The sequence below is a fragment of the Burkholderia sp. WAC0059 genome, assembly GCF_002870125.1.
Classification (GTDB): domain Bacteria; phylum Pseudomonadota; class Gammaproteobacteria; order Burkholderiales; family Burkholderiaceae; genus Paraburkholderia.
Genome location: NZ_PNEO01000005.1, coordinates 132,407 through 149,018, shown reverse-complemented (window position 1 = coordinate 149,018; position 16,612 = coordinate 132,407). Strand labels below are relative to the sequence as shown.

The 16,612-nt window shown below is 71.0% G+C and carries 9 protein-coding genes; 1 reads left to right on the top strand and 8 read right to left on the bottom strand.

Going from position 1 to position 16,612, the window contains the following annotated elements:
* Nucleotides 1-65 precede the first annotated feature (65 nt).
* The 3 genes from CY652_RS07305 to bcsB are packed head-to-tail and all read right to left on the bottom strand — an operon-like array spanning nucleotide 66 to nucleotide 7,557.
* Complete coding sequence (locus tag CY652_RS07305; RefSeq protein ID WP_258002219.1) at nucleotides 66-3,953, bottom strand: cellulose biosynthesis protein BcsC; 3,888 nt, start codon at nucleotides 3,951-3,953, stop codon at nucleotides 66-68.
* Nucleotides 3,935-5,266 (bottom strand): cellulose synthase complex periplasmic endoglucanase BcsZ, encoded by a 1,332-nt coding sequence (bcsZ, locus tag CY652_RS07300; RefSeq protein ID WP_102130037.1) that lies wholly within the window; start codon nucleotides 5,264-5,266, stop codon nucleotides 3,935-3,937. The genes CY652_RS07305 and bcsZ overlap by 19 nt, the downstream gene beginning before the upstream one ends.
* Before the next feature lie 2 nt (nucleotides 5,267-5,268).
* Nucleotides 5,269-7,557, bottom strand: coding sequence for a cellulose biosynthesis cyclic di-GMP-binding regulatory protein BcsB (gene bcsB / locus CY652_RS07295; protein ID WP_102130036.1), 2,289 nt, complete (start codon nucleotides 7,555-7,557; stop codon nucleotides 5,269-5,271).
* Between the two features lie 566 nt (nucleotides 7,558-8,123).
* Here bcsB and CY652_RS07290 point away from each other — a divergent pair.
* Nucleotides 8,124-10,181: an EAL domain-containing protein gene (locus CY652_RS07290; RefSeq protein ID WP_102130035.1), complete on the top strand. Its 2,058-nt coding sequence runs from the start codon at nucleotides 8,124-8,126 to the stop codon at nucleotides 10,179-10,181.
* A 43-nt stretch (nucleotides 10,182-10,224) separates the two neighbouring features.
* On the opposite strand, the gene CY652_RS07285 is transcribed toward CY652_RS07290, so the two are convergent.
* From CY652_RS07285 to CY652_RS07265, 5 genes are all read right to left on the bottom strand, one after another.
* Complete coding sequence (locus tag CY652_RS07285) at nucleotides 10,225-11,208, bottom strand: HpcH/HpaI aldolase/citrate lyase family protein (protein ID WP_102130034.1); 984 nt, start codon at nucleotides 11,206-11,208, stop codon at nucleotides 10,225-10,227.
* On the bottom strand, nucleotides 11,205-12,383 hold the full coding sequence (locus CY652_RS07280) for a CaiB/BaiF CoA transferase family protein (protein WP_102130033.1): 1,179 nt from the start codon (nucleotides 12,381-12,383) through the stop codon (nucleotides 11,205-11,207). The genes CY652_RS07285 and CY652_RS07280 overlap by 4 nt, the downstream gene beginning before the upstream one ends.
* 49 nt (nucleotides 12,384-12,432) lie before the next feature.
* Complete coding sequence (locus CY652_RS07275) at nucleotides 12,433-14,232, bottom strand: L-lactate permease (RefSeq protein ID WP_102130032.1); 1,800 nt, start codon at nucleotides 14,230-14,232, stop codon at nucleotides 12,433-12,435.
* Nucleotides 14,233-14,357: 125 nt separating this feature from the next.
* On the bottom strand, nucleotides 14,358-15,335 hold the full coding sequence (locus tag CY652_RS07270) for a LysR substrate-binding domain-containing protein (protein WP_102130031.1): 978 nt from the start codon (nucleotides 15,333-15,335) through the stop codon (nucleotides 14,358-14,360).
* Between the two features lie 241 nt (nucleotides 15,336-15,576).
* Complete coding sequence (locus tag CY652_RS07265; protein ID WP_102130030.1) at nucleotides 15,577-16,488, bottom strand: LysR family transcriptional regulator; 912 nt, start codon at nucleotides 16,486-16,488, stop codon at nucleotides 15,577-15,579.
* Between the last annotated feature and the right edge of the window lie 124 nt (nucleotides 16,489-16,612).

Sequence of the window (16,612 nt, the reverse complement as noted above, 5' to 3'; positions counted from 1 at the left end):
CTCGGTTCGCAGGGTTTCCGGTCAAGGGAGCAAGGGGTCGACGGGTCGATTCGGTCAAGGGGCGCTCAGTAGTCGGAGTAGGGCGTCACGGGCGTCGGCGGGAACGGCACCGGGCCGTGCTGCGCGGTGAACAGATAGCGCAGCCAGAGCATCGCGACGTTCGGCGCGTAGTCGCGCGAGCGGTCGATCTGCAGCCGGCCGCCGAGCACCCAGTGCGGCGAGAGCCGGTACTCGGCCGCGGCGACGACCGTGTAGCTGAAGCCGCCGCCCGTGCCGCTGCCGAACATGGGCTCGCCGAGGTAGGCCGCGCTCATGCGCTCGGCGGCCAGCTCCTGCAGCACCGGATCGGTCGGGAAATAGGGCGACTCGTCCTCGCGCGAGAACGAGATGCCGACCGAGGTCCTGAGCTCCCACGACAGCCGCTGGTAGCGCCCCGTCCAGTCGATCGGAATGCCGATCGACGTGTAGCTCTGCGGGCTGTAGTAGCCGCCGTTGCCGAACGTGTAGAAGTGCTCGTTGCGCGAGTACTGCCAGTAGTTGCCGACGAGGCCGCTCGTCACGCGCTGGTTCGGCGTCTGGAAGATCGGCCAGTCGAAGCCGCCGCGGATGCGCAGCTCGTCGTCGCTCGGCACGTTCTCGCCCGTCAGCACACCGTAGCCGACGCTCGCGAAGACGTCGCCGCGCCCGATGTCCTGCGAGCCGCGCACGGTGATGCTGTTGCGCACCACGCCGCCCCACTTCTCGCCCGTGACGGGGTCGACGCCGCCGGCGTAGGAGACGAGGCTGCTCGTGATGGGCCGGCGCGAGATCTCGCCCGAGATCGATGCGCCCGGAAAGTCGTGCCGGTAGGTGAGCCCGCCGACGACGTTCGTTACCGGAAAGCCGAGCGGCGTCGTGCCGACGTCGGCGCGCCAGCTATTGTCGGCGCCGCTGAACTCGTAGCCGGCGGCGAGCGCGACGCCGGTGGCGTTCTCGTGGATCGAGCCGAGCCCCGCGTTGCCGAGCGCGGCGATCTTGCCGTACTGGTAGGCGTCGTCGTAGTCGTAGCCGGGCAGCGCGCCGGCGTCGAGCGTGACCGAATCCACGTGGAAAAAGTAGTGGCCGGTGTAGCCGTCGGGAATGCGGATGTAGAGCGGCACCTGCGTCGAGTTCAGCCGCGAGATCCCGGCGTCGCCGGTCAGGTTCGACTGGATCACTTCGGTCGATATCTCCGGCTGGCGGCGATCGTCGAGCTGCTGGATCGCGCGGCCGACCGTGGTGAGGCCGTCGGGGCCCGGCTGCGCGCCCTCGGCCTGCTCCTGGGCGCTGGCCTCGTGGTAAAGCGCGGACGCCTCGTCGTAATGGCCGAGCGACTGCTGGACCCGGCCGGACTGCACCGTCACGTCGGAGCGCTGCGGATACTGCTGGCGCAGCGGATCGACGACGGCGAGCGCCTCGTCCTCGTGGCCCTCGGCCGTCAGGCGCCGCGCGATCGAGAGGCGCGTGTCGATGTCGTCGGCGCGCGTGTCGGCCAGCACCTCGTCGACGATCTGCGTCGCCTTCGCGCGCTGGCCCATCCGCTCGTACATGCGCGCGAGCGTGAGGCGCGCGTCGGCGTCGTCGGGCTGCGCCGCGAGCACCTGCTGCGCGTCGCGCAGGCCGGCCCGGTAGTCGCCGGCCGCCTCGTCGAGATCGGCCTTCGCGAGCCGCCAGCGGCGGTCCGTGTGCTGGGCCGCCGGCACGGCGGCCAGCGTGCGCCGCGCGCCGCCCAGGTCGCCCGCGTCGATCTGGCGGCCCACGCGGCGCACGGCAAGCCGCAGCAACTGGTCGTCGAAGCTCGCCTGCTGTTCGGCGCTCACGCCGGGTTTCGCGCGTGCGTCGGCGATCCAGCCGGGCAGCTCGTCGTCGCGGTCGGCCGAGGCCAGCAGCTCGCCGTAGCGCAGCCGCGCGCCGGTGGCGGCGGAGTCGTCGGGATGCGCGTCGAGCCAGTGCTCCACGATCGCGAGGCCGTGGTCGGGTTCGCCGAGCGCGATCCATTCGCCGCCGATCGTCGCGAGCATCTGCGGATCGTCCTGCGCGTCCTGCTCGGCCGCCGTGAGCGTCGCGCGCGCCGCGTCGGCGTTGCCCTGCGCGGCGAGCAGGCGGGCCGCGTTCACCGCGCGCTGCGCCGCGATGCTGCCCGCCAGTTCGCGCATGCCCGGCGTGCGCGCGCTGTCGGGAATCTGCTGCATCTGCCCGTTCGCGGCGTCGACGTCGTCGAGCGAGTAGTTGAAGTAGAGCGCGCTCGCGTAGCGCATGTCCGGCGACGGCGCGACTTTCAGCCCGTCCTCCATGACCGCGCGGCCGAGCGCCGGCAGCTTCAGGTTCGTGTACAGGCGCGCGAGCGAGTAGCGCAGCCACGGGTCGGCGGGCGTGAGCTGCACGGCCGCCTCGAGTTTCGTCAGCGCCGCGCTGTTGTTCTTCCCGGCGATCGCCTGGTCGGCCTGCATCGACAGGATTTCGGCGCGCATCTGCGCGAGCTGCGTTTGCGAGCCCGCGATGCGTGGCGAGACGCTCGCGATCAGCGGGTCGATCTCGTTCTCGCGATGCGTCGCGCGCAGGATCGCGACGAGCGAGCGCAGCGCGTCGATGTCGGGCCTGGGACCGGTCGCGAGCGGGCGCGCGACGGCCTCGGCCTCCGGCCACTTCTGCTGCGCGACGAGCGCGTCGGTCAGCGCGTGCGCCGCGTAGACGTTGCCTGGGTCGAGCCGGAGCGCATCGCGTGCGAGCGCCTCGCCCTGGTCGGGCTTGCCCTGGCTGTTCGCGGCGTTGGCCTTCGCGATGGTGCCCCACAGCGTCGCGGTCGCGATCAGGCCGCGCCACTTGCCGGCGTTGTCGGGATCGAGCGCGAGCGCGCGCGCGAACAGCGCGCGCGCCTCGTCGTGCCGGCCCTCGCGCAGCCGTTCGAGCCCCTGCGCGCCGAGCGCCTGTCCCTGCTGGGCGCGGGCGCGCTGCGCGCGCTGTTCCGGCGTTTCGGGCGCGCTCGTCGCGCCGCCTGAGCCGCCGTTCGCGGCGGCAAGCCGGGCCGCCGTCGTTTCGTTGATGCCGTTCTTCTCGTAGTCGGCCACCACGTCCTGGGCCTGCGGGTCGCCGGGCACGAGCTGCAGATAGCGCTTCCACCAGATGTAGTAGGCCGGGTCGCCGCGCTGCGTGTAGGTGAGCGTGCGGTGCCAGAGGTCGAGCGCCATCGTGCGGTTGCTCTCGGGATGCTGGTAGGCGCCGTAGATCACGTTCAAGCCCTCGATGCGGGTCCGCCACTGGTCGGTCAGCAGGTCGCCGAGGATGAGTTGCAGGCTGTAGTCGTTGGGGTTCTGCCGGATGCGCGCGCGCAGCTCGTCGAGCGCGCGCGTGCGTCCGTCGGGCGTGCCGGCGACGATCTTGTAGTAGAAGTCCGCGAGATCGCCGCGCGGCGCGCCGTTCGGAAAGAGCGCCTGCATGCGTCGCGCCGCCTCCTCGTTCTTGCCCGCGGAGGACAGCAGGCGGATGTTCGCGAGCTCGACGCGGTCGGTCGTCGACGCGCGGTAGGCGTCGGCCAGTTGCCGCGTGGCCGGGTGGTTCGGCGCGCTCTGCCGCAATTGCTGCAGGATCTTGCCCGCGGCATCCGGATGGTTGGACTTCAATTCGATCTCGCCCATCAGCGCGAGCGCCTCGGGCTGATTCGGCACGATCGCGAGAACCTTCTGCACGATGCCGCGCGCCATGTCGGGACGGTTCTTGTCCTCCCACGTCTGCGCGGCCGAGAGCAGTTGCGCGATCTGCGGGTTCAGCGGCGGCGCGGCCTGGGCGTTCGCGGCGGGCGGCGCCGCCGTCGCCGCGCTCTGCGCCTCGGCGACGCCCGGCATCGCGCAGGCGACCCAGCCCGCGAACGCGAGCGGCGGCAGGATGGGCGCGAGCGCGGCGCGGGCGGCCGACGCGGTCAGCGGAGCGCGGGGCATGTCGTCGTCCACGCGGGTACGAGGCGGCCGTCGGCGTCGAAGCGGTACAGGCCGTCCATGAAGCCGAGGCCGAACAACGCGAGCACGCTGCTGTAGTAGCCGAGCGGCGCGTCCTTTTCCATCGCGCGCGCGCGGGCGGCCTGGGCGCTCGCCAGGTCGGCGCGCCCGAGCGCCGCGAGGTACGGCACGACGGCGGCCGAGAAGCCGGCGTTGCCCGCGTTCGGGCCCGGCGCCGCCGTCTGCGTGTCGATCCGCTCGGGCGGGAAGCCATGCGCGGCGACGTAGTCGGCGAGCGGTACGAACGTGTGCAGCGTGGCCGCGCGGAACGGATCGGCCGGCGCCAGCATGCCGGCCCACAGGTAGACGCGGATCGCGTTGTAGGCGCTTTCGGCCTTCGTCTGCGCGTCGGGCGCGAAGCCGCGGCCGCTGTGGTATTCGACCCAGTCGGGCGAGAAGCCGCGCGGGGCCGTTTCGTTGACGAGCCGCGCCGAGGTGCCGACGAGGCTCTTCCACTCGGGCTGGTCGGGCAAGGCGGTTTCGAGGCCGCGAATCAGTTGCAGCGGCACGTAGCTCGGGTTCAGGCGCCAGACGCCGGGCGCGGGCGCAAAGCCGACCGAGCCGGGCAGCACGGTGCGTCCGAGCCCCGGCAGCGACGCGGTTTCCTCGCGCGCGACGGTGCGCGCGAGCGTCGTGCCGAGCGCCGTGTAGCGGCGCTCGTTCCAGAGCCGGCCCGCCTCGATCAGCGTGTAGGCGATCCAGAGGTCGGCGTCGCTGGCGGGGTTGGCGTCGAGGACGCCCCATGCCTGTCCGCCCGGCCCGGTTCTGCCGCCGCCGGTTGCGCTCGCGCCGGAAGCCACGGCGGCGGGCTGCCTGGCGCTCCCGGCCGCGCTCGACGCGTTCGATGCGCTTGCCGTTCCCGATGCTCCCGATGCCCCGGCGGCGGACGAACCGGCCGGCAGCCGGCCCCAGAGCCAGGCCGGCAGATGGCTGGTCAAATCGCCGCCCGCGAGGTTGTTCTCGGTCCAGCCGAGCACCCGGTCGAACGTGGGGCGGTCGTTGTCGACGAGCGCGAAGAAGAGTGCGTAGCTTTGCCCCTCGGACGTCGTGATCTCGTCGGGCGAACTCGCGTCGATCACGCGTCCGTCGGGGCTCAGCGTCGTGCGCTTGAACGCGGCCCAGTCGGGCCAGGCGCACGCGGGCGCAGGCGCGGCCGTCGGGGTCGCCGCGGCCGCGTGCGCGCCGAAGGCCGCCAGCGCGAACGCGAGCGCGCCGGCTGCGCGCCGCAGAACCGGATGCCACGGGCTCGCGCGCATCGTCAGTTCCCGGTGCGTCGCACGGCGAGGCGGGAGAGCGCCCAGAACACCAGCAATGCGACCGCGAGACCGGCGAGGATGCCGGCGATCGCGAGCAGTGCGGGGTAGTTCGAGACGAAGACCCACAGCCGCGCATACCACGGCAGGTCGCCGACGAAATAGCGCTCGCCGAGCCGCAGGCTGTCGATCTGGGTGCCGCGGAACACGGCGAGGTCGCCGTGGATCTGCGAGACGCGGCTGTCGTCCTGGAGCACGTCGAGCACGCCGCCGAGCTGCGCCGACGAGCTGGCCGAGACGGCGACGACGCTGCGCCCGCTCGCGAGCGGCGATTCGAAGCCGATCAGCGCGGCGAGCGGCCCCGACGCGCTCATGCTCGCGCGGCCCGTCGGCGTCGGGAAGCGGCGCGTGCCGGACAGCCAGCCGCCCCCGCCCTCGGCGCGCTGCTCGCGCAGCGTGAGCTCGGTCGTGCCGGGGCCGATCAGCATCGGCAGCGACTTGCCCCACTTCGCGAGCAGGCCGGCCGCGGACCCGGTGCCGACCACGAGCAGGTTGCGCTCGCTCTCGGCGCCGACGTCCTTTGCGGGCACGACGGCGACGCGCAGCGTCGGCAGGCCGGTCCACTGGCCCATGTAGCCGAGCAGCGTCAGCACGGTTTCCTCGTCGGCGGCGTTCGGCGCGTCGGGAATCACGACGGCGGTGTCGGAGAGGTCGGCCATGCGCGTGAACGGGAAGCCGCTCGTCGCGAAGAACGCGAGGTTGGGCAGCGCGGTGAAATGCGCGAAGCCGCTGAAGTCGATCGTCGAGTCGGGGTCGATGGCCGCGCGCGCCACGTCGGCGGGCGCCGAGGCGCAGAGCCCCGTCTTCTGCGAATCCATGTGGAACTGGAACTGGAACTGGTTGTTGGCGGCGACGCGGAACACGGGCACGCGCAGTTCGTCCTCGGCGCTCGTCTCGGTGCTTGTGATGAGCGGGATGTTCAGGCGGACGCGGTCCGACGTGGTCCTGAGCGGGCGCAGGCGCTCGGAGCGGATCAACTGGTCGTTGACGCTGACGTTCAGGACCGAGTCGTTATAGGCGGACGGCGCCGTGTAGCGGTAGCGCACGTCGAGCGGAATGCCCTGGCGCGCCCAGGCGTAGAGGTCGGGCGGCACGCGCAGGTTGACGCGGATCGGGTCGGGGCTGTAGCCCGACACCTGCAGTTGTTGCGGGTCCGTGACGAGGTCGCGGAACAGGACCGGCCGGTCCACCGGCACCCATTTCGGCGCGTCGTAGGGGCGCCGCCGCGCGCCGGGATCGACCGACTGGATCACGACGCTCGAGCCCGTCATGCCGGCCTGGCCGAGCACGAGCGCTTCGGCCGCGGTTTGCAGCTCCTTCTCGTTGCGTCCCGCGACGACGAGCAGCTCGCGGCCCGACTGCGGCGGGCTGGCCGGATTCGCCATCACGGCGACGGTCGGCCCCTTGATCTCCGGCAGCGCGACGCCGGCCGGCGCGTCGCCGGGCAGCGCGAGCACGACGGCGTGCGAGTTGGCCGGCAGCGCGGCGAGCACCGGGAAGCGCGCGTGGCGGTAGTCGGCGAGCGCGCCGAACCACGAGGCGACGACGCCCGCCGCCTGCAGCGCCGGCGCCTGCGCGCGGGGCGGCAGCAGGAACGGCAGCGTCAGCAGCCGGTTGTCGTGGCGGTCGAAGAACGGCGTGGGCAGCAGCGCGAGGTTATTGGGCAGCGCGAGGCTCGCCGTCGTCAGCGTGAGCGACGTGGTCGGGCTGACGTCGGTCCACAGCGACGTGTTGTACGGGTCCTCGCAACTGTCGGTCGTGTAGTGCGCGACCATCTGCAGCGCGATCCGGTTGTAGTCGGTGAAGAGCCGCGGGTCGAGATCGATCGTGCGCGAGATTGCCTTGCCGGCGTCGTCCTTGTCGAACTGCAGCGTGGCGATGTCCTCGCCGTTGAGCAGCACCTTGAGGTGCGAGAGCGGAAAGATCAGCGCCGGCGAGTAGGTGAAGTCGAGCTTGAGCCGCGCGGCGGTCACGACCTCGTCGTTGCGGATGTCGATGCTCAGCGCGCCGTTCGGGTCCTGGCCGCGCAGCGCGATGGGCCCGTAGTTGCCCATCTGGTTCAGCGTCAGGACGCGGGTGAAGGTCGGGGCCGAGGGCGGCGCGGCGGACGGTGCGGCAGCATCGGCGGTATCGGGCGCGGCGGCATTGGCCGGCGCGGGGGCCGCCTCGATTCGTGCCGCGAAGAACAGGCTGGTACACAGTACGACAAGACCGATGTGGATCGATACGCGCATCGAAGCAAGCCCCCATGTTTGGCCTGGGCACTCATCGCCTTTTCACCGGCGCTGCGCCGCCCGTTGGTCTTGCGCGCGGCGCAAGAGTCTCTGTATACGGATGCAGGGTATTGCGGGACGTTTGCCAACCAGCGGCGCGGTTCACGACCGGATCGCGCCGGTGTTACGAGAATTATTGGATTGCTTCAGGTCAGGATATCAAATTTCGAAAGAAGATAACTCGGGTATGCAGAATATGTAGCGAACGTGTCCGGGGCCGGCGGGACGGCTCGATTCAGCGCGCATAGCCGGGCCCGAAAACGGCGTGGCGCAGCGACGATGTTAGCAATCGTCGTCCACAATCTTCCGGCGAAAATCCGGAGAAAACCCCATGAAAACCGCCGGAAAACCCGCGGCGGCACCCGGGAGAGGGTCGGGCCGGCGGCGATGGTACAGTAGGCGGCGTGCGTTCCGGGCCGGGCCTTCCGCGATGTCAGCGAGTTTCGCGGCGTGGCGGTGAGCAATGCGGAACGACGGCGCGAAGATCGACCATCGGGAGAACTGAACTGCTGTCAGGGGGGAGTGAGGTGACTTCGCTGATTGAAGCGTTGCGCGGCAGCGCGGCGGCGGCCGTCGACGATTTCTACGGGAAGCTGTCCCGGCTGCCGAAGTCGCGCATGATTCTGGAAATGCTCGATGCGACCGAGCTCGAACACCTGAAGGCGCGGCAGATCCAGAACCTCCTCTCGCTCGCCTCGTCGAAGCTCAAGCCGGGCGACCACGTCGAGACGGCCCTGCGCGTGGGCCGCATCCACGCCATCGTCGGCCTCGACAAGGAAGAGCTCGTCCAGAGCCGCGGGATTCTCGCCTCCTCGGTCTACCGGCGCATCGGCGAGAGCGTGGACAGCCGGGCGCTGTCGCTCTTCACGCAACGCCTGAACGACGACCTGACCGGGCAACTGAAGGCCTACCAGAAGATCGAGGACGCGCAGCGCGCGGCCCTGCTCGACATCACGCGGCTCGCCTGGGAGAGCACCAGCTACAGCGCGCTCATTCATCAGGTCATCGCGATTCTCGCGAGGCACGACGAGATCGCGGGCTGCTCGATCGGCCGTCCCGACGAGGCGGGCATCTTTCATTTCGAGGCCGCCGCGAGCGACAACGTCGCTGATTATCTGGCGCAGTTGCTCAGCTCTCCGCGCACGCAGATCGTCGTCAACGCCGACGACCCGCGCGGCCAGGGGCCGGTCGGCCGGGCCTGGCGCAGCGGGCACATCGAGCGCGTCATCAACTACCGGACCCATCCGCAGACCGAGCCGTGGCGCGAGCTCGCCCTGCAGCGCGGGCTGCGCTCGTGCGCGGCGATCCCGCTGCGGGTGACGGGCGCGCCGCCCGTCGCCGTGCTGCTGCTGCACAGCGCCTTGCCGGGCGGGTTCGTCGGCACGCACCAGACGTCCTTTCTCGACATGCTGCAGACACTGCTCGGCTGCGCGCTCGCGCGGCTCGACGGAACCGAGGAGGGCATTCGCGAGGCGATTCCGATCAAGGACCGCCAGCGTCTCGCGGCGCTCGTGCGCTCGGACGCGCTGCGCACCTACTATCAGCCGCTGCTCGATTTGCGGGTCGGCCGGGCGACCAAGGTCGAGGCGCTGGCGCGGCTCGCGGACGGGACGGACGTGCTCACGCCCGGGCAGTTCCTGCCGGCGCTCGTGCCGGACGATCTGCTGGCGATCTACGTGGGCGGCCTCGAGCATGCGCTGGCGGACCGCGCGCGCTGGCTCGCGGACGGGCTCGAGCTCGGCATCTCGGTCAATCTCCCGCCGGCCGCGCTCAGCGACATTCGCTATCTCGCGGCGACCGAGGCCGCGCTGGCGCGGCACGGCTGCGAGCCGGGCCAGTTGACGCTCGAGGTGCTGGAGACGGAGGCCGTCTCGCTGGGCCACGGTCAGCACGCCATCCTCGCGCGGTTCAAGGCGCTCGGCGTGATGCTCGCGCAGGACGACCTCGGCTCGGGGCATAGCGGGCTCACCCGGCTGCGCCAGTTGCCGTTCGACTGGATCAAGATCGATCGCGACATGGTGCGGATCGGCGGCGACGAGGCCGTCGACGTCCTGCGCTTCGTCTATCAGCTCACGCGCCTCGGGCACGCGCTCGGCAAGCGCGTGGTGGCCGAGGGGATCGAGTCGGCGGAATTGCTCGACGCGCTCGCGATGCTCGGCGTCGATCTCGTGCAGGGCTATGCGGTCGCGAAGCCGATGCCGGCCGATGCGGTGAGCGCGTGGGCCCGCGCGTATTCGTACCGGCCGGGCCCGACTGCCGGCGCGATGCTGCCGCAACTCGCGAAGCTGCTGGTCTGGGAGGAGCGTCTGGTGTTGAATCTCGACGCGCCGACGACGGCCGAGGCGATCACGCGCGCGGTCGAGACGATCTCGCGGCACGGCGAGTCGGACGGCGAGGCCGGCTCGCTGGTCCGCTCGCTGATCGGCTTCGAGAGCGTGTTTCCGGGCGACAGCCGGTGCGACCGCGGGCTCGAGGCGATCGTGACGGCCGCCCTGCACGGCGGCCCGCACAGCGAGGCCTATGCGCGGGCGCACCGGCGGCTCGTCGCGACGATCACGCGCCACGGCAGCCCGGCGCGGCCGTGACGCGCTGTCCGGGCCGGCCGCGCGCGGCGAAGCGCCCGGGCGTTTACGTTGCGCCGGTTTCGCCGGCCGCGCTCATCGCGAGAATGCGCTGCGCCATCCTGACGTTGGCGAAGTCGACGAGCTTGCCGTCGAGCGAGACCGCGGCGAGCCCGGCGGCCTCGGCTTCTGCGAGCGCGTCGAGCGTGCGCTGCGCGGCGCGGACTTCGGCCTCGGTCGGCATGAACGCCGCACGGGTCGGCTCGATCTGGTCCGGGTGGATGACCTGCTTGCCGTCGTAGCCCATCGCCGCGGCCTTCAGCGCCCAGGCGCGCGTGAGCACGGGGTCGCGGAACGCGCCGCACGGGCCGTCGACGGCGCGCAGCCCGAACGCGCGCGCGGCCACGAGGATGCGCATCATCGGGTAGGTCCAGAGGTCGAGCGGCGTCGTCGCGTAGTTGCCGACTTCGTTCTTCAGCGTGAGCGCGTAGCCTGGATGCGTGCCGCCGATCTCGACGGTGCGCGCGCCGAGCGAGGCCGAGAAGTCGCCGACGCCGAAGTGCAGCGCGCCGAGCCGCCGGCTCGAGGCGGCGATGGCGTCGGCGTTGACGACGCCGCGCGCCGTCTCGATCAGCGCCTCGATTTCGAGCGGCCGCGCTGTACCCGCGCGGCCTTCGTCGAGCAGCCGTTCCACCTCGTGCACGGTATCGGCCGATTCGACCTTCGGCACGAGCACGGCGTCGAGGCGCGCGGCCTCGCGCACGAGCGCGCGGACCTCGTGCTGCGCGACGCCGGCCTCGCTCGCGTTGATCCGGACGAGCACCGTCTTCTTGCCCCAGTCGAGCGCGTTCAGCGACTCGATGGCGGTGCGCAGCGCTTCGTCCTTCTTTTCGGGCGGCACGGCGTCTTCGAGGTCGATGAACACGGCGTCGGCGGCGCTGGCCGCCGCCGACTGCACCATGCGCTGCCGGTGGCCCGGCACGGCGAGGACGGTGCGCGTGGTGCGCAGGGACGACGCGGCGGAAGCGGCGGAAGAGGTGGCCGTGCTCATGACGCCTTCCTCGCGGCCGTCGCGCCGGCCTCTTCGGCGAGCTCGGCCAGAATGGCCTCGGTGTGCTGGCCGACGGCGGGCACGGGGCCCATCACGGGTTCAACGCCCGGAATCGTGACGGCGGGCAGGAACATCGCCTCGGGGCCGCGCTCGGTCCCGACGTCGCGGTAGCGCTGGCGCGCCAGCAGTTGCGGATGCGCGAGCAGGTCGTCCACGTCGTTCATGCGGCCGTTCGCGATGGCGGCGCGGTCGAGCCGCGCGAGCACCTCGTCGGCGGGCCAGGCGGAGAAGCGCTCCTCGATCAGGCGCTCCAGGGCGTCGCGGTTGGCGAGGCGCTGCGAGTTCGTCGCGTAGCGCGGCTCGACCGCGATCGACGCGTCGCCGAGCACGACGGTGCAGAAGTTGAGCCATTCGCGCTCGTTCTGGATGCCGAAGAACACGGTCTTGCCGTCGCCCGTCGCGAACGGCCCGTACGGCGCGATCGTGGCGTGGCGCGCGCCGCTGCGCGGGATGGCGCGGCCGGCGCCGCGCGTGTAGTAGGCGGGGTAGCTCATCCATTCCGCCAGCGCGTCGAACAGCGACACCTCGAAGGCCATGCCGCGGCCCGTGCTCGCGCGCTGGTAGAGGCCCATCAGCACGCCGTTGAGCACGTACATGCCGGTCGCGATGTCGGCGATCGCGATGCCGCACTTGGCCGGCGATTCGGGCGTGCCGTTGATCGAGAGAAAGCCGGTCTCGCACTGCACGAGCAGGTCGTAGGCCTTCTTGCCGCTGTAGGGGCCGCCGTTGCCGTAGCCGGAGATGTCGCAGGCGACGAGGCGCGGAAAGCGCTCGACGAGCGACTTCGCGTCGAGTCCCTGGCGCTGGGCGGCACCGGGCGCGAGGTTCTGGATGAACACGTCGGCCTTCTCGAGCAGCGCCTCGAGCGTGGTCTGGCCTTCGTCGGTCTTGATGTCGAGCGCGAGGCTCTCCTTCGAGCGGTTCGTCCAGATGAACTGGCTCGACAGGCCGTTCACCACGGTGTCGTAGTGGCGCGCGAAGTCGCCCACCTCGGGGCGCTCGATCTTGATGACGCGCGCGCCCCAGTCGGCGAGATGGCGGCTCGCGAGCGGCGCCGCGATGGCCTGTTCGAGGGAAACGACGGTGATGTCGCTTAAGGGCAGGTTCGTCTTCATGAGCTCGAATTTCCTTGCATAAAACGGGGAGGTCGAACGGCGCGGACGGTCAGGGCACCATCCAGCCGAGGACCGGCGTGGACTGCAGCCAGACGAGCAGGCTCAGCGCAGCGATCATCAGCAGCGTCCAGGCGGCCACGCGCCGGAACAGCGTGCCTTCCTGGCCGATCATGCCGACCGCCACGGCGCCGACCGCGAGGTTCTGCGGCGAGATGGCCTTGCCGACGACGCCGCCCGTGGTGTTCGCGGCCGTCAGCAGGATGTCGGAGAGGCCGGTGTGATGCGCGGTCGTGAGCTGCAGCATGCCGAACAGCGCGTTGGCCGAGGTGTCCGAGCCCGTGAGCGCGGTCGCGAACCAGCCGAGAATCGGCGACACGGGCGCGAACGCGGAACCGGCGTTGGCGGCCCAGATGCCGAGCGTGACGATCTGGCCGGACAGGTTCATCACGTAGGCGACGCCGACGACGCAGCAGACCGTGAACACGGGCCAGCGCAGCTCGTGCAGGTTCTGCGCGTAGGTGCGGGCGGCGACGCGCGCGTCGAGCCGGAGCACGGGCACCGAGAGCAGGCCCGCGATCAGCACGATCGAGCCCGCCGAGAGCAGCCACTCGAACTTCGCGCCGACGGCCGAGACCGGCATGCCCTTCGGATCGACGACGTGCAGGCCCGGCCAGGCGAACGAGGACGTGACGGCCTCCATCGCGCGGCCGACGAAGCCGATCTGCGTGAGCGCGACGACGAGAATCACGGCCGCGTAGGGCGCGAGCGCGCGCAGGATTTCGGCGCGCGAATCGCGGGCCGCGGCAGGCTTTGCCGGCGCGACCTGGGCGCCCTGCGCACCGGCCGCGGCGAGATGGAACGACGCGCTGCCGCCCGTCATCGGCATGGCGAGCGCGGGGCCCACGGCGGCCACGGGATGCGTCGCGCCGTCGGCGAACGCGGCATCGAAATGCGCCTGGCCGTCCGCCGTCCGGGCGCCGTGGAAGTCGCCGGCCGGCGCGGCCGGGTCCGCCACGGGGACGCCCGCGCGCACCGTATCGGGCGACCAGACGCGCAGGAACGCGATCGACACGCCCGCGCAGATCAGCGCGGCGACGATGTCGACGAGCTCGACGGGCAGCACCATCGAGCCGGCGCATTGCGCGAAGGCGAACGCGAGGCCCGCGACGACGGCAAGCGGCCAGACTTCCTTGAGCCCGCGCTTGCCGTCCACGATGAACACGAGCATGAGCGGGATGAAGAGCGAGAGCAGCGGCGCCTGGCGACCGACCATCACGCTGATGTCGTGGACGGGCAGGCGCGTGATCTTGGCGAGCACGGTGATCGGCAGGCCGAGCGCGCCGAACGCGACGGGGCTCGTGTCGGCGAGCAGGCAGACGGTGGCCGCCTTCAGCGGCTCGATGCCGAGCGAGATGAGCAGCACCGAGCAGATGGCGACGGGCGCGCCGCCGCCCGCGAGCGCCTCGAGCAGCGCGCCGAAGCAGAAGGCGATGAGGACGGCCTGCACGCGCTGGTCCGCGCTCACGTGGGCGAGCGCGCGCCGCAGCACGTCGGCGTGGCCGCTTTCCTGCGTGAGCTTGAAGAGCCAGATCGCGTTGATGCCGATCCAGATGATGGGGAAGAAGCCGATCGCGGCGCCTTCGAGCGCGCCGCTCGCGGTCTGGCCGGCCGGCATGCCGTAGACGAATGCCGCCACGACCATCGAGACGACGAGCGAGGCGAGCGCGGCCCAGCGCGCCTGCAGGCGCAGTACGCCGAGCAGGACGAAGAGCGTGAGCAGGGGAAGGGCGGCGAAGGCCGCGGAAGCCCCGATCGAATGCGCGACGGGGTCGAAAATCTGGCTGTACATGCGTCTCCTTTGAGTTGTCCGGGCGCGTCTCTGGCGGACGGCGAGGAGCTCAATCTATACGCACGCGAAGCCGGTGTGAAATACCGATTCGAGCTACCGGGTATAGGTCGCGCCTATATCCGTTTCTATACCCATTTCCTTTCTTCGTTTGCCCTGTTCTCGTGTCCCTCGTGCCCTTCGTGCGCCGTGCGCGGCAGAACGCCGACCCATGCGCCGCTGTCGACGAGCTCGGCGGCCAGTTGTCGGACCGTCTTCTGGATCGCGAGCGAGGCCGCGCTCGTCGGCAGCGCGTTGGGGATGCACAGCGCGACGGCGCGCGCGATGTCCGGCTTGACGAGGCGGTGGATCAGCGGGGCATCGGCGGCGTGGCGGCCGAGCGCGTCCGGGGAGACGATCGTGACGACGTGCCCCTGGCGCGCGATGGCCAGCATGGTCGGCAGCGAGTCGATGTCGGCGACGATCTCGGGCTCGATGCCCTCGCGCGCGAACGCGCGCTCGATCAGCACGCGCAGGCCGTTCGCCGCGCTCGGCAGGACCATCGGCACGCCCGACAGGCGCCGCAGCGGGACGTCCTTCGCGGGGCCGACGCCGGCGACGCGCCCGAACACGAACAGGTTTTCCTCGAAGAGCGGATGGACCGAGACGCCGCGCGTCTCGGCTTCGCGAAAGAGGATGGCCATGTCGAGGCGGCCGTTGGCCAGCAGCTCGGCGAGGTAGCCGCTCATGCCCTCGACGATCTGCAGGCGGATGCCGGGGAAATGGCGGCGCACGTGCTCGAAGAGCGGCAGCGCGAGCACGACGGCGACGCTCGTGGGCAGGCCGATGGCGACCTGGCCCGACTCGGTGCCGTTCACGCGCACGGCGAGCGGAATCTGCGCGACCTGGCGCAGCACGTCGTGGGCGCGCAGATAGAGCGCGCGACCGGCCTCGGTGGGCTGCACGCCCTGATGGCTGCGCAGCAGCAGGGCCGTCTTGAGCTCGGCCTCGAGCCCGGCGACCTGCTGGCTCAGCGACGGCTGCGCGACGCAGAGCTGCTCGGCCGCCTTCGAGAGGCTGCCGCAGTCCACGATCGCGATGAAGTATTTGAGCTGACGGATGTCCATGGGTCTCGCGCTGCGCCGGCGGCGCCGTGTGATTCGGCGGCGATAGGGTGGAGATATGGCGGGATCATAACGTGCCGCCCGGGAGCCCGGGGGCATTCGCGGGGGCGTTCGTCGGGTCGGGCCGGCCGGTTCGGCGGAACGCGTCGGGCATCGCTGCCGGCCGCGCGCGGCGATGCGATGCGGCCGACGTGTTCCCGGGCGGGCGCCCATCGTGCTCAGCGTGTTAGCAACCGGAGGCGTCCTACCGGGCTGCCCGTTTCCACGAACGCAGCAACTCCAGCAACGCGCGCGCCTGATCCGACAGCGCGCCGTTGCGCCGCCAGACGGCGCCGACGTCCATGGTCGGAACGGGCACGCCGAGGTCGCGGCGGCTGATGCGGTTGCCTTCGAGCGACCAGGGGCGATAGACGAGATCGGAGAGGATCGTCACGCCGTGGCCCTGCGCCACGAGGCTGCGCACGGCCTCGATCGATTTGCTCTGCAGCCGCACGCGCGGCTTCAGGCCGTATTTGCCCCAGTACTTGCCGACGGTTTCGACGTGCTCGTCCATGTCGAGCAGCAGGTAGTTTTCTCGCGCGACGTCTTCGAGCGTCACGCGCTGCGCCTCCTGAAGCGGGTGGTCGGGCGCCGTCCAGAGGCGGCGCGCGGAGCGCAGCATCGTCTCGCACTTGAGCTCGTCGACGAGCGCCGTGTTGGAGACGAGCAGCAGCGCGATGTCGAGTTCGCCCGCGACGAGCCCTTCCTCGACGGCGGTGCGCTCGCGCTCGACGATCTCGATCTCGAGGCCGGCGAAGCGCCGGCTCAGGGTCGCCATCAGCGTGGGGATCAGATAGGCCGAGATGGTTTCGGTGACGCCGATGCGCAGCCGGCCGGCCAGTTGCCCCGGCTCTTCGCGCGCGGCCGTCACGGCCTGGTCGACGGACAGCGTGGCCTGCTGGACGTGCCGCAGGAAGCGCTCGCCGGCCTCGGTGAGCCGCACGCCCTTCGCGTGGCGGGCGAGCAGCGGCACGCCCACGGCGTCCTCGAGGTTCTGCAGCGCGATCGTCATCGACGACTGCGAGACGTTGCAGAGGCTGGACGAGCGGGAGATCTGCCCGGTATCGGCGACCGAGACGAAGAACTCGATTTGGCGTAGCGTGAGATGAGTAGCCACGGACGGTCGGTGTCTGCCTGAGGATGACGAAGGAACGACAGGATAGACGGCGAAGGTATTGAAAAATTATATATCGCGGCATCGGTATTATGAATTTGGCGCGGGATTTGTGGCTGCATAGCAT